Raw genomic sequence first — 13,906 nt, 5'->3', positions numbered from 1 at the left:
ACCAAAAAAATAAACCCTTGAATATCAAGGGTTTATTTTTTTAATGACCATCAGCTGGCTTTTAATTTATCGCCCACCAGACCTTTAATCGTGTTTAGAATATCGGCTGGCAATACCACTGTCTTGGCATTATTAGACTGTGCCATCTCATTCATTGCCTTGATGTACTGTTCGCCAAGCAAATATACGGCTGGCATTTCTTTGCCGTCCATCGCTTGCGACACCAAGCGAATTGATTCCTCAGAACCTTTGGCAAGCACCACCTGAGCCTCAGCATCTCTGCGTGATGCTTCAAGACGACCATCAGCCTCCAAGATGGCGGCTTGTTTTTGACCATCAGCACGAGTTACCATAGCACGGCGTTGGCGTTCGGCAGCCGCTTGCTCCTCCATCGCCATTTGCATGGTCGATGATGGTTTGATGTCTTGGATTTCCACTGTTTTAAGGGTAATGCCCCAATCAGAAATGTCATCAGAAATGGCGTGTTTTAGCTGTGCCTTAATCTGATCTCGACTTGATAATGCTGCATCCAAATCCATCTCACCAATGATGGAACGCAAGGAAGTCTGCACCAGATTGCGAATGCCCTGCTCATAGTTTTCGATGCCATAGACCGCTTGGGCTGGTTGCAAAATATTGATATAAGCCACTGCATTGGCAATGATGACCACATTATCTCGTGTGATGACTTCTTGGCTTGGAATATCCAGCACAATGTCTTTGGTGGTCACTTTATACGCCACTGCATCGATAAAAGGAATAATCAGACTTAGCCCTGGTTCAAGCGTTTGATGATACTTGCCAAGCCTTTGTACAATCCACTTTTCCCCCTGAGGCACAATGCGTACGCCTTTGTAGATTGTCAATCCAACAAAAGCAATCAGCACCAAAATCAATAAACCAATATCCAACATCATGATACTCCTTGTCTAACAATCCAAAATCATTGATGCTTTTGTGATACAATCAGCTCACCGCCACTCATGCCAACCACAAAAACACGACCACCCAATTCCAACACCTCACCATCAGTGGAGCGACACCACCACTCATCACGACCCATTTTTGGCACGCTAAATCTGACTTTACCAGGCTGTGTTGCCACTGGCACACCGATGACGATGCCCGCCTCCCCTAATAGCAACTTGTGCGACTTGCCTTGTTTATTTTTTAGGATAGGCTGTATGAATCGAAACCAAAGCAGGCAGCACAACACCGACAATACCAGCCACACAACCACCTGAGCCAGCAAACTCATCGGCATAAGCCACAACAATAGTGCCGTCACTAAGGCAGCCACCCCAAACCAAAGACTGGCAAAACTTGCCAAAAATATTTCAAGCGTCATCAACGCCAGACCAATCACCAACCAATGCCATATCTGCATATCGCCCTCCTTGTATTTGGATAAATCTTGGATAATTGCTTGAAATGTTTATTCAATGATAATAAATAACATTTTCATTATAATGTAATTTGGTCAAAAGTCCAGCAAAAAATACCGCCTGTCAGACGGTTTTTTTACATGGTTGATTGACTTGATAAATCTTGTAAAATCTGTGACATTTTGTGAGGGTGTCGTCCTTGCACCCCTTGATATAAAGCAACAATCTGAGGCAAATCATTGGCATAATCGCCCGTTGGATAAAATGGCGGCATAAAGCAGATGGTCTTGGTGGCATAATCCAATGCCACAGGAATGATGGGTACGCCAGCACCCACCGCCAAATAATAAAAACCCGACTTAAAGCTGGTCGTATAAGAACGAGTGCCTTCTGGTGCTAGTGCCAAAAACAATGGTTTGTTGTCAGCAAAATTTGCAATGCTACTTTGCAAAACCGAACCTTTTTTGGTGCGATCAATGGGCATCACGCCAATCCACCGCAAAAATTGAGCCAATATTGGCACAGAAAACAACTGCTTTTTGCCCAAAATGCGAATATCCAAGCCCAGTGCCAACAACATCAAAAAAGCAGGCACGGCATCATAATTAGAAGTGTGAGGCACGCCAATCAGCACCGCTTGTCCCACATTTGGGATACTTCCTGTTACTTGCCAACCTAATCGAGGCAAGATAAATTGGGCGATTTTTTGGGCAAACGGACGGTGCTTTTTTGGCACTTGTTCGCCCAAATCATCAGGGATAAGTCTGGGCAATACTGACCAATGTTTGCTCATACCGTCAAATCCGCCAAATCACCCTTATCTTCAAGCCAGCGTTTGCGGTCAGCAGCTCGTTTTTTGGCAAGCAACATATCCATCGACCCTTGCGTTTGGGTCAAATCGTCCAAATCAAGTCGTACCAGCTTGCGAGTATCTGGGTTCATGGTGGTTTCTCTTAGCTGTTTTGGGTCCATTTCACCCAATCCCTTAAAGCGAGTGATTTGTGGTGTTTTGTTGCCTGCTTTTTTTAAGATAGCATCAAGCTCATCACCATCTAAGGCGTAATGCACTTCTTTGCCAATGTCCACTCGGTACAGCGGAGGCATTGCCACATACAAATGCCCTGCCTCCACCAATGCAGGAAAATGCTTCACAAATAATGCACAAATCAAAGTAGCGATATGCAATCCGTCACTATCAGCATCAGCCAAGATACACACCTTATCATAGCGAAGTTCAGATAAATCATTAGAAGCGGGGTCCACACCGATGGCAATAGCGATGTCATGAATCTCTTGGCTTGCCAAAACCGTATCATGGGAAACCTCCCATGAATTTAAAATCTTACCTCTTAGTGGCAAAATCGCCTGAAAATCTTTATCACGAGCTTGTTTGGCACTACCACCTGCTGAATCACCTTCCACCAAAAATAATTCAGCACCATCTTTTTGTTCGCCACGACAATCTGCCAATTTACCAGGCAAGGCAGGTCCTTGTGTGATTTTTTTACGAGCAATTTTTTGGGCGGTGGCAAGACGTTTGCTGGCTTTACTGATGGCAAGCTCAGCAATCGCTTTGGCACTGTCTGGGTGTTGATTCAACCACAGGCTGAACGAATCTTTGGCAAGAGCTTGCACCAATGGTGCGGCCTCTCGACTAGATAGTCTCTCTTTGGTCTGACCGCTAAATTGAGGTTCAACAAATTTAAGCGATAAAATATAATTCACACCGTCCCACACATCTTCGCCAGACAGCTTCACCGAACGAGGCAATAGATGATGAATTTCGCAAAACTCACGCAATGCCTCCAAGACACCTGTTCTTAGACCATTAACATGAGTACCGCCTTGTGCAGTGGGAATCAAATTCACATAGCTTTCCTGAATGGGCGTACCACCCTCTGCCAACCAAGAAATGGCAAAAGTTGCCGCTCCTCGCTCGCCTGACTGCACTTCTTGGCTAAAATAAAATGGCTCATCTGGAATGCAAGGCTCATTAGCAATTTGCTCATGCAAATAGCCCACCACCCCATCAGCAAATTGCCAGCTTTCTGACTCATCGCCCATTTCATCGATGAAGTCAATAAGCAATCCTGCCGACAACACCGCTTTGGCTTTGAGATTGTGTTTGAGTGCCTTGATGGCAAATTTTGGCGAATCAAAATAACTACCATCAACCCAAAACTGCACTTTGGTGCCTCGTTTTTTCTTATTAGATGCTTTATCCACCAAGAGTGGCGTGGTTGCAACACCATTGGCAAAACTCATTCGATGTTCCAAGCCATCACGCCACACCGTTACCTCAACCTGCTTGGATAAGGCATTAACCACCGAAATGCCCACGCCATGCAGACCGCCTGACACCTGATAATTATCCGTGCTAAACTTACCACCAGCATGCAGTCTCGTCAAAATCAGCTCCACGCCAGACTGTCCAAATTCAGGGTGAATGTCTGTTGGCATGCCTCGCCCATCATCTTCTACCGACAATGAGCCATCAGCACACAAAGTGACAATAATGTGCTTGGCATACCCTGCCAACGCCTCATCGACAGAATTATCAATGACTTCTTGAGCCAAATGATTGGGGCGAGTGGTGTCTGTGTACATGCCAGGACGGCGGCGGACAGGTTCAAGCCCCTCTAAGACTTCTAAATTTTGGGAAGTATATTGATTCATCATTTACCATCATTCAAATTATTATCGTTTTGCTATTTTACACGCACAACATCTATTTATAAAGCCCAAATAGCTCATCTTGACTGATTTAAAGAAATTGCCCAATCCACCACCATAGCAACATGCTGCTCAAAATCACTGATTCGATGGTCGCCACCCTGCATGGCTGACACAAAAGCACCGTGATTCTGATAAAACTCTTGTGCTGCTTTGGCATCAAGCAGTTCATCGCCCAACTGTAAAAAGACACGAATTTTTTCTGGATAATTGACCTGTAAACGATGAGCCTCAAACCAAGCCAAATCGCCATACACAATCTGCCAGCCTCCTCCCGTGCGATAAATCGGTGCATCATCAGGCAAGGGTTGTTTGGCAAAATGCTCGTTCAAAAAACGCCTAAAACTAAAATCAGGACGAATGCTTGGATTAAGCAATACTGCTGGCACGCCACATACATCGCTCATCAAATTAGCAAAGTAACCACCTAATGAACTACCCATCAGCACCGTATCTTTGCCATCGCCAATCAAATCAGTTAATAACGCCACCGCCTCATCAGGCGTGCGGTTCAAATCTGGACGAATGACATTTATCTGCGGATAATACTGACGACAATAAGCATCGACAAGTTGTGCTTTGATTGCATTACTGTCACTGTCCAGTCCGTGTAGATAAATAAGCTTCATACTGTCTCCCAACTAATTTTTGATAGATTATTATATCCAAGCCTAATCTTTTTTCAAAGGTGTTTGAAAAGCTCCCATCCATCCTACACGGATTAGGCAAAATTCAATTTTCATGGTTTTAACTTTACCGAAGAAATCAAAGCCAAAAAAACACCTTGAAATCAATCTAGGTGTTTTTCGAATTGCCAATCTTCAAATCATTTTTCTACCGATGAAGATAAGTAAAAACAAGTCTATCATCTTTCCATTGCCCTGTTGGACGACAGCCAGCTGCATAAGATGGATAACGACCAGTTAAAACAACTTTGGTCTCAGTAACAACCCGTCCCGAAACTTCATATTCAATCGGGTAAGTACAATATTTAGAAAATCTCCTAGCTGTGCCGTAATAGCGATTACCCTGACGATAACCATTAAATAGTAAAGTACCTGAGACCACTCCTGCTCCACGCATGGTCTTGGATGGCTGATCGTAATAAAATTCGCGTGAATTACCATCAGCCGATAACCACATAACTGAACCATTATGATTCCAATAAGATGCCTCAACCAACATTGGCAAACTTAATAGGCTAAATACGGATAATATGCGACGCATAATACATCTCTCCTGAGTTAAATTAAACCACACATGCATCATAAGAACGAGCATTTGCCACAACACCAACATAAATCTCTTTGGTGTGGCGAGTCGTTGCAATCACGATATCGCCCTTGCTTAGAGTATAAAAAGCGGTGATTTGACGCTCTTGCTGCCAATTATAGTGGTCATTATTTTCCAAGCGGACAATAAATCCGCCAACAAAGAAAAAGTAGAAAAATTCAATCACCCCAACCACAACCTACACAACCACGCTCAACCGCTTCTGGGTCGGTGCGGATAAAGTAAATCTTGCTCATTTGGTGGCTTCTTTGGCTGGTGTATGCTGACGGACAATGTAAAAGGCGGCAGGTCTATCATCCGAAAACGATATATCTGATTTATACAGGCGTAAGCCTGTAAGCCGTACACCATAATCATCTTTTATATCTATCATTTGTTGATAATTTTTAGAAAGAATACTTTCCTTAACACGAACAGAATAAACATTATAAGAGCTGTACATATCCCTATCATACTTTTGATAATCTCCCCCAAAGGCTCTATCAAATACAGTCCGTTTGTCATACTGGCAATCATCCACTATAATCAGACGACCTTGATTATCCAAAGTGGTACGAGTAGCTGTTTTATAGGTGGGCTGTCGACCTGTTTCAGTAAGCGTATCGCCGGTTTGCTCCTGTCTCCAACTACTACAATTAGCCAAACGAAGCGACTCTACCTCAAAAACAGTCGGTAATCGCCAATCTGAATATCCGCCAAAATTTTTACTGTTGATAAACTCGGCAATATATCTTTCGGTGTCTTCCGCATTTAAGTAAATAGAGCGACTACCATGACACCCAATAATATCTCCATAGCTTCCATTCTCGTATTTGCGTTTATCTGACCAGTTTATACCAACAGCACAAACATACCACATCAAGCCTGTAGATTCATCATAATATAGTCCCTTATGAGATCTTTCTATTTTATCATCTAGCTGTTTGATATATTGGCTTACACCAACGCCCACCTTTTCTACGCTAGCACATCCAGATAAGGCAACCGAAACACAAGCTGTGGCAAATCGCTCATAACATACCCCATTAAATCCATATTAACAAATAATGTTTAAAGCATTCCTGTCAAGGAATGCTTTAAATAAGTATACTTATTTAATTTTTTTAAAAAAATTTTAACCTCTTTTTATCCTATCCCAACCCCCAAACCAAAACCCCCTCCATCATCCGACAGAGGGGGTTTTATTAATAAGGTGCTGACGATGACCTACTCTCACATGGGCGAACCACACTACCATCGGCGCTAAGACGTTTCACTTCTGAGTTCGGGAAGGGATCAGGTGGTTCCATCTTGCTATTGTCGTCAGCGTAAAAGGATTAACAACGCTGCTTATGAGTCTGTTATTTTATTTTTCAATTTAAAGCATTGACTAAATCAAGATTAAGGTAATCATTACACTTTATCATACAACACTGTCAGTGATTTAAACCACTTGGGTGTTGTATGGTCAAGCCAAACGAGCAATTAGTATTGGTTAGCTACACATGTCACCATGCTTCCACACCCAACCTATCAACGTCGTAGTCTACAACGGCTCTTTAGGGAAATCTAATCTTGAGGTGGGCTTCCCGCTTAGATGCTTTCAGCGGTTATCCCATCCGAACATAGCTACCCGGCAATGCGACTGGCGTCACAACCGGAACACCAGAGGTTCGTCCACTCTGGTCCTCTCGTACTAGGAGCAGATCCTCTCAAATTTCCAACGCCCACGGTAGATAGGGACCGAACTGTCTCACGACGTTCTAAACCCAGCTCGCGTACCTCTTTAAATGGCGAACAGCCATACCCTTGGGACCTGCTTCAGCCCCAGGATGAGATGAGCCGACATCGAGGTGCCAAACACCGCCGTCGATATGAACTCTTGGGCGGTATCAGCCTGTTATCCCCAGAGTACCTTTTATCCGTTGAGCGATGGCCCTTCCATACAGAACCACCGGATCACTAAGACCTACTTTCGTACCTGCTCGACTTGTGGGTCTCGCAGTTAAGCGCGCTTTTGCCTTTATACTCTTTGGACGATTTCCGACCGTCCTGAGCGCACCTTCGTACTCCTCCGTTACTCTTTAGGAGGAGACCGCCCCAGTCAAACTACCCACCATACATTGTCCTTGATACTGTTATATCTAAGTTAGAACCCCAACATAACCAGGGTGGTATTTCAAGGATGGCTCCATAGGAACTGGCGTCCCTACTTCAAAGCCTCCCACCTATCCTACACAAGTTAGGTCAAAGTTCAATGTAAAGCTGTAGTAAAGGTTCACGGGGTCTTTCCGTCTAGCCGCGGGTACACAGCATCTTCACTGCGATTTCGATTTCACTGAGTCTCTGCTGGAGACAGCGCTGCCATCATTATGCCATTCGTGCAGGTCGGAACTTACCCGACAAGGAATTTCGCTACCTTAGGACCGTTATAGTTACGGCCGCCGTTTACTGGGGCTTCGATCAAGAGCTTCGCTTACGCTAACCCCATCAATTAACCTTCCAGCACCGGGCAGGCATCACACCCTATACGTCCACTTTCGTGTTTGCAGAGTGCTGTGTTTTTAATAAACAGTTGCAGCAGCCTGGTATCTGCGACTGCCAACAGCTCAAAGAGCAAGTCTTATCACCATCGGCAGCGTACCTTCTCCCGAAGTTACGGTACCATTTTGCCTAGTTCCTTCAGCAGAGTTCTCTCAAGCGCCTTGGTATTCTCTACCTGACCACCTGTGTCGGTTTCGGGTACGATTTCTTTATGACTATCGCTTAGAAGCTTTTCCTGGAAGCATGGTATTTGCCACTTCGCTAGTAAACCTAGCTTGCTATCAGATCTCAGTAATAGCCTAGCGGATTTGCCTACTAAGCCTACCTACATCCTTCCACCTGGACAACCAACGCCAGGCTGACATAACCTTCTCCGTCCCTCCATCGCATCATAAACAAGTATCGGAATATTAACCGATTTCCCATCGACTACGCCTTTCGGCCTCGCCTTAGGGGTCGACTCACCCAGCCCCGATTAACGTTGGACTGGAACCCTTGGTCTTCCGGCGAACGGGCTTTTCACCCGTTTTGTCGTTACTCACGTCAGCATTCGCTCTTGTGATACCTCCAGCACACCTTACGATGCACCTTCACAGGCTTACACAACGCTCCCCTACCACTTAATTGAAACAATTAAATCCGCAGCTTCGGCTCCTAGTTTGAGCCCCGTTACATCTTCCGCGCAGGCCGACTCGACTAGTGAGCTATTACGCTTTCTTTAAAGGGTGGCTGCTTCTAAGCCAACCTCCTAGCTGTCTGTGCCTTCCCACATCGTTTCCCACTTAACTAGGAATTTGGGGCCTTAGCTGGCGGTCTGGGTTGTTTCCCTCTTGACGACGGACGTTAGCACCCGCCGTCTGTCTCCCGGATAGTACTCTTGGGTATTCGGAGTTTGCATCGGTTTGGTAAGTCGGGATGACCCCCTAGCCGAAACAGTGCTCTACCCCCCAAGGTATTCGTCCGAGGCGCTACCTAAATAGCTTTCGGGGAGAACCAGCTATCACCGAGTTTGATTAGCCTTTCACCCCTATCCACAAGTCATCCCCTACCTTTTCAACGGGAGTGGGTTCGGTCCTCCGGTGCCTGTTACGGCACTTTCAACCTGCTCATGGATAGATCACTCGGTTTCGGGTCTATACCCTGCAACTATGTCGCCCTATTAAGACTCGGTTTCCCTACGCCTCCCCTACACGGTTAAGCTTGCTACAGAATATAAGTCGCTGACCCATTATACAAAAGGTACGCCGTCACGGAACAAGTCCGCTCCGACTGCTTGTATGCACACGGTTTCAGGTTCTATTTCACTCCCCTAACAGGGGTTCTTTTCGCCTTTCCCTCACGGTACTGGTTCACTATCGGTCAGTCAGGAGTATTTAGCCTTGGAGGATGGTCCCCCCATCTTCAGACAGGATTTCTCGTGTCCCGCCCTACTTAATATGTCGCATTTGCAGTTTCGCATACAGGACTATCACCTACTATGGTTGGCTTTCCCACGCCATTTTGCTACTACAAGTTTGATCGGCTCCTCCCCGTTCGCTCGCCGCTACTTGGGGAATCTCTATTGATGTCTTTTCCTCGGGGTACTGAGATGTTTCACTTCTCCCGGTTTGCCTCTTATCCAAAGGATAAGATAACCAACTTAGGTTGGTTGGGTTTCCCCATTCAGAAATCGCCGGGTCACAGGATATTGCCACCTCACCGACGCTTATCGCAGGCTATCACGTCTTTCATCGCCTCTGACTGCCAAGGCATCCACCATGTGCACTTCATTACTTGACCATACAACCCCAAGTAGTCTTGGTGTTATAAGGGTAATGTGTAACGATTTACCTATGTTTACGCTTGATTCAGTTCTCTTTACTTTAAGTAAGTACATTTTGGGGTGTACTTACTATGGTAATTTATTTGTTGGAATTAAATAAATTACCCAGACTCATAATCATGTTGTTAAATAATGTTCATAAACTTCGTCAGCTTATAAGATGTTTTTATGCTTTATATTAAAGCATAAAGAAGAAATCTTATCAAGATTGCTTTTTTATGTTTTAATATGGTGGAGTTAAGGAGAGTCGAACTCCTGACCTCCTGCGTGCAAGGCAGGCGCTCTACCAACTGAGCTATAACCCCATTTAAATGGTGGGTCTAATAAGACTTGAACTTATGACCCCCGCGTTATCAACACGGTGCTCTAACCAACTGAGCTATAGACCCGTTTTAAACATCTTACTAAAGAACAACTTGTTGTGGATTCTTACCAATCAGATAATCTCGTTAAGGAGGTGATCCAGCCGCAGGTTCCCCTACGGCTACCTTGTTACGACTTCACCCCAGTCATCGACCCCACCGTGGTGATCGCCCTCTTGCGTTAGGCTAACCACTTCTGGTGAGATCAACTCCCATGGTGTGACGGGCGGTGTGTACAAGGCCCGGGAACGTATTCACCGCAGCATTCTGATCTGCGATTACTAGCGATTCCGACTTCATGGAGTCGAGTTGCAGACTCCAATCCGGACTACGATTGGCTTTTTGAGATTAGCATCACATCGCTGTGTAGCAACCCTTTGTACCAACCATTGTAGCACGTGTGTAGCCCTGGTCGTAAGGGCCATGATGACTTGACGTCGTCCCCGCCTTCCTCCAGTTTGTCACTGGCAGTATCCTTAGAGTTCCCACCCGAGGTGCTGGTAACTAAGGAAAAGGGTTGCGCTCGTTGCGGGACTTAACCCAACATCTCACGACACGAGCTGACGACAGCCATGCAGCACCTGTATTCTAATTCCCGAAGGCACTCTCGCATCTCTGCAAGATTCTAGATATGTCAAGACCAGGTAAGGTTCTTCGCGTTGCATCGAATTAAACCACATGCTCCACCGCTTGTGCGGGCCCCCGTCAATTCATTTGAGTTTTAACCTTGCGGCCGTACTCCCCAGGCGGTCTACTTATTGCGTTAACTGCGTCACTAAGTCTTCAAGAGACCCAACGACTGGTAGACATCGTTTACGGCGTGGACTACCAGGGTATCTAATCCTGTTTGCTACCCACGCTTTCGCACCTCAGTGTCAGTATGATGCCAGGAAGCTGCCTTCGCCATCGGTATTCCTCCAGATCTCTACGCATTTCACCGCTACACCTGGAATTCTACTTCCCTCTCACCTACTCTAGTTATCCAGTATCAGATGCAGTTCCCAGGTTAAGCCCGGGGCTTTCACATCTGACTTAAATAACCACCTACGCGCGCTTTACGCCCAGTAATTCCGATTAACGCTTGCACCCTCTGTATTACCGCGGCTGCTGGCACAGAGTTAGCCGGTGCTTATTCTGTGGGTAACGTCAGGGCTAATGGGTATTAACCACTAGCTTTTCCTCCCCACTTAAAGTGCTTTACAACCAAAAGGCCTTCTTCACACACGCGGCATGGCTGGATCAGGCTTTCGCCCATTGTCCAATATTCCCCACTGCTGCCTCCCGTAGGAGTCTGGGCCGTGTCTCAGTCCCAGTGTGGCTGATCATCCTCTCAGACCAGCTACAGATCGTCGCCTTGGTAGGCCTTTACCCCACCAACTAGCTAATCCGACTTAGGCTCATCTAATAGCGAGAGCTTACGCCCCCTTTCACCCGTAGGTCGTATGCGGTATTAGCTATCCTTTCGGATAGTTATCCCCCACTACTAGGCAGATTCCTAAGCATTACTCACCCGTTCGCCACTAGGTATCAGGAGCAAGCTCCCTAACCTCGTTCGACTTGCATGTGTTAAGCCTGCCGCCAGCGTTCAATCTGAGCCATGATCAAACTCTTCAGTTTAATCTTGTTTTGCCTACTTGATATTTACTTAAAAAGTAAAATAAAAAGTTAGGACTTTTTATTTGGCTCATTTATTATTACTAGCAAAATTTGCTCATCGTGTAAATGAATTAACTTTGAGTATTTTTACTGTACTTAATAAATGATAATATATATTATCGATTATCTTGTATTCGTAAAAATCCACACAAGTTGTTCTTTAGATTTGATTTTAAATAGTTTGAAGTTAAGCTATCGTCTAGCGTTTAACTTAGGTCGCCTATTATATAGGCTTTAAATCTTTTGTCAAGCATTTTTTGCAAAATTTTCAAAAATTTTTTATTTTAAAACTTTTGAAGTTTGCAAGCAAACAATATTTGGTTATTTACTGTTAAGTAAATAGCTAAGTTATTGATTTAAAAGCAGTTTTTTGTTTGCTGCTCTGCTTGAGTGGTGCGTATTATAGGGGGTAATATTTCACTTGTAAAGTGGTTTTTTTGGGGAAATGGGAGAAAGTTTGTAGGTTGTTGATTTTGTTTGGGTTTTTATTGATAAAAATTTTGGCAAACTTTCTCTTTTTACTTTATTAAAAACAAAACCACCCAATTTGGACGGTTGTTTTACCCATTAAGCTACAATGCTTGCTCTGGCAAATGCCTTTTTCCCAGCTTGCACCACGACTGTTGCTCCTTTTTCTAGGGCAAAACTTGCGTCCACCACTTGCCCGTCCACCTTGACAGAGCTCAAAAAAAAGCAGGAACAATGAGCCGTCTTTTCCCGCCAACTCCCATCGGCTCGCACGCTGGTAAATCCACGCTTATGCCCCATTTGGCAAGCAGTTTCGCCCCAATTTCACTGCTAAGCACACCCAGACCCAACCTTTTATCACTCGTCCTATGCCAATCATAGTCTCAAAGGCTTACCCACGATGGTGTGAGCTGTCAAACACCGTACCGTCCGCCAAATAGCCTGTACAATGGGCGGCAATCAACGCCCCGCTCGGCGGGTTGACCATCGCCTACAACAAGGTCGGTAATGTTAAACTCGGTCATTGCAATTCCTTAACCAGTTCAAAACGTGGCAAGGTCTTGCCATCAATCGTTACTACACTTTCACAAAACATCGTCAAAAGGCGTACCCATACGCCATAGTCTCCGTATAAGGCACGATAAACAACCAAACTTTCGCCTGTTTCACTATGTGTGGCGGTAGATGCCGTTTGTTAAATTCATTCAATTTTTCCCAGTTTTCTTAGACGACTTCTAATACCACCTGCTTTTCGCCCATGAAGGTTGGCAATTTCCGAAATGGGTGATCCCAACTCAAAAGACTCTATCAGCCTTTCTTCTTCATCAGTTGTCCATTTTTGTCCCACTCGATTGACATCTTCATCATCACATTCTTCATGAGCATACTGTGAATTTAATGTAGTACTTGCATTTTTATCAATTGTTACAATTGGGTTGTCATTATCAATTCTTAATGTTTCGAATTCAATTTGCCCATTCAAAATGACTTGTTTTAATATTTCTTGACGTTTTTTCAATTTGGCATTACCTGTTTTAATTTCCAAAAAGACAATTGCCACTTCATCGATACCGACTTCACCATCAGTACATTGGTGTAAATTGTGAAAAATGATGTAATCAATTGGCTCACCCAAAAAACGACAGTCAGACGGATTATATGAAAATCCATTCATAAAAGGCGCAAAACGTTCTGCTATTTGCCCTTTGATGACGTTGCGTTGTACATCATTGGAGCGTTTTTGAGCTTGTTTAATTTCATTGCCTAAGGTGATTTTAAATTGAGCTTGTTGTTCAGTGAGTTGTTGCTCAAACTGAGCTTGTTGTGCTAAAAGCTGTTGCTCCAATTTGGCTTGTTGTTCAGTTAATTTTTGCTCCAAATGATGAATGGTTTGATTCTTATCGTCAATTTCTTTTTGTGAATTTTCTAATAATTGTATTTTTTGTAAATTAAAGTCATCTTTTAAGCGAATAATTTCGTCTTTGAGTTTTAACATTTCTTGATGATGGTTTTCATATTCTTCATCATCCAATTCATTATTTCTTTTGAGAAAAAAATATACAATGGTAAAAATAATAATAACAATGCCAATAATCAATCCAATCAATTCTAAAGACATAACAACTCCATTATTAGTAACACGCCAACCGCACTAGATTGGCGTG

At 44.3% G+C, this 13,906-nt stretch carries 11 protein-coding genes, 2 tRNA genes, 3 rRNA genes and 1 pseudogene; all 17 read right to left on the bottom strand.

Features of this window, described 5'->3' with window-relative positions:
* Positions 1-50 precede the first annotated feature (50 nt).
* The 17 genes and pseudogenes from LU297_RS05190 to LU297_RS05110 all read right to left on the bottom strand — a co-directional run bounded on the left by LU297_RS05190 (position 51) and on the right by LU297_RS05110 (position 13,860).
* A complete protein-coding gene (locus LU297_RS05190) occupies positions 51-914 on the bottom strand; it encodes an SPFH domain-containing protein (RefSeq protein WP_432806282.1) in 864 nt (287 codons plus the stop codon).
* 29 nt (positions 915-943) lie between these two features.
* Entirely contained in the window at positions 944-1,387 is a 444-nt protein-coding gene (locus tag LU297_RS05185) for an NfeD family protein (protein WP_263075501.1), read from the bottom strand.
* Between the two features lie 134 nt (positions 1,388-1,521).
* Positions 1,522-2,178: a 1-acyl-sn-glycerol-3-phosphate acyltransferase gene (locus LU297_RS05180; protein WP_263075500.1), complete on the bottom strand. Its 657-nt coding sequence runs from the start codon at positions 2,176-2,178 to the stop codon at positions 1,522-1,524.
* Positions 2,175-4,061 (bottom strand): DNA topoisomerase IV subunit B, encoded by a 1,887-nt coding sequence (gene parE / locus LU297_RS05175; protein WP_263077333.1) that lies wholly within the window; start codon positions 4,059-4,061, stop codon positions 2,175-2,177. The genes LU297_RS05180 and parE overlap by 4 nt, the downstream gene beginning before the upstream one ends.
* 74 nt (positions 4,062-4,135) lie before the next feature.
* A complete protein-coding gene (locus LU297_RS05170) occupies positions 4,136-4,747 on the bottom strand; it encodes a YqiA/YcfP family alpha/beta fold hydrolase (protein WP_263075499.1) in 612 nt (203 codons plus the stop codon).
* Positions 4,748-4,952: 205 nt separating this feature from the next.
* Positions 4,953-5,345, bottom strand: a complete 393-nt coding sequence (locus tag LU297_RS05165; protein WP_263075498.1) for a hypothetical protein — start codon at positions 5,343-5,345, stop codon at positions 4,953-4,955.
* 22 nt (positions 5,346-5,367) lie between these two features.
* Positions 5,368-5,577: a hypothetical protein gene (locus tag LU297_RS05160; protein ID WP_263075497.1), complete on the bottom strand. Its 210-nt coding sequence runs from the start codon at positions 5,575-5,577 to the stop codon at positions 5,368-5,370.
* A gap of 66 nt (positions 5,578-5,643) precedes the next feature.
* A complete protein-coding gene (locus LU297_RS05155) occupies positions 5,644-6,363 on the bottom strand; it encodes an Lcl domain-containing protein (protein ID WP_263075496.1) in 720 nt (239 codons plus the stop codon).
* A 241-nt stretch (positions 6,364-6,604) separates the two neighbouring features.
* A 5S ribosomal RNA gene (gene rrf / locus LU297_RS05150) occupies positions 6,605-6,718 on the bottom strand.
* Between the two features lie 136 nt (positions 6,719-6,854).
* Positions 6,855-9,713: ribosomal RNA gene (locus LU297_RS05145) — 23S ribosomal RNA — on the bottom strand.
* A gap of 272 nt (positions 9,714-9,985) precedes the next feature.
* Positions 9,986-10,061: transfer RNA gene (locus tag LU297_RS05140), tRNA-Ala, on the bottom strand.
* Between the two features lie 7 nt (positions 10,062-10,068).
* Positions 10,069-10,145, bottom strand: a tRNA-Ile gene (locus LU297_RS05135).
* A gap of 61 nt (positions 10,146-10,206) precedes the next feature.
* Positions 10,207-11,735, bottom strand: a 16S ribosomal RNA gene (locus LU297_RS05130).
* The 16S, 23S and 5S rRNA genes sit together here with 2 tRNA genes alongside, the layout of an rRNA operon.
* Before the next feature lie 722 nt (positions 11,736-12,457).
* Complete coding sequence (locus LU297_RS05125) at positions 12,458-12,580, bottom strand: hypothetical protein (protein ID WP_263075495.1); 123 nt, start codon at positions 12,578-12,580, stop codon at positions 12,458-12,460.
* A gap of 53 nt (positions 12,581-12,633) precedes the next feature.
* Positions 12,634-12,729, bottom strand: coding sequence for an FKBP-type peptidyl-prolyl cis-trans isomerase (locus LU297_RS05120; RefSeq protein WP_432806228.1), 96 nt, complete (start codon positions 12,727-12,729; stop codon positions 12,634-12,636).
* 33 nt (positions 12,730-12,762) lie between these two features.
* A pseudogene (locus tag LU297_RS05115) lies at positions 12,763-12,915 on the bottom strand (DUF1653 domain-containing protein); the annotation flags it as partial.
* Between the two features lie 27 nt (positions 12,916-12,942).
* Positions 12,943-13,860, bottom strand: a complete 918-nt coding sequence (locus tag LU297_RS05110; protein ID WP_263075494.1) for a Holliday junction resolvase-like protein — start codon at positions 13,858-13,860, stop codon at positions 12,943-12,945.
* Positions 13,861-13,906 lie beyond the last annotated feature (46 nt).

Source organism: Moraxella nasicaprae (assembly GCF_025643275.1).
GTDB classification, from domain to species: domain Bacteria; phylum Pseudomonadota; class Gammaproteobacteria; order Pseudomonadales; family Moraxellaceae; genus Moraxella; species Moraxella nasicaprae.
This window is presented reverse-complemented; position numbering and strand designations above follow the sequence as displayed.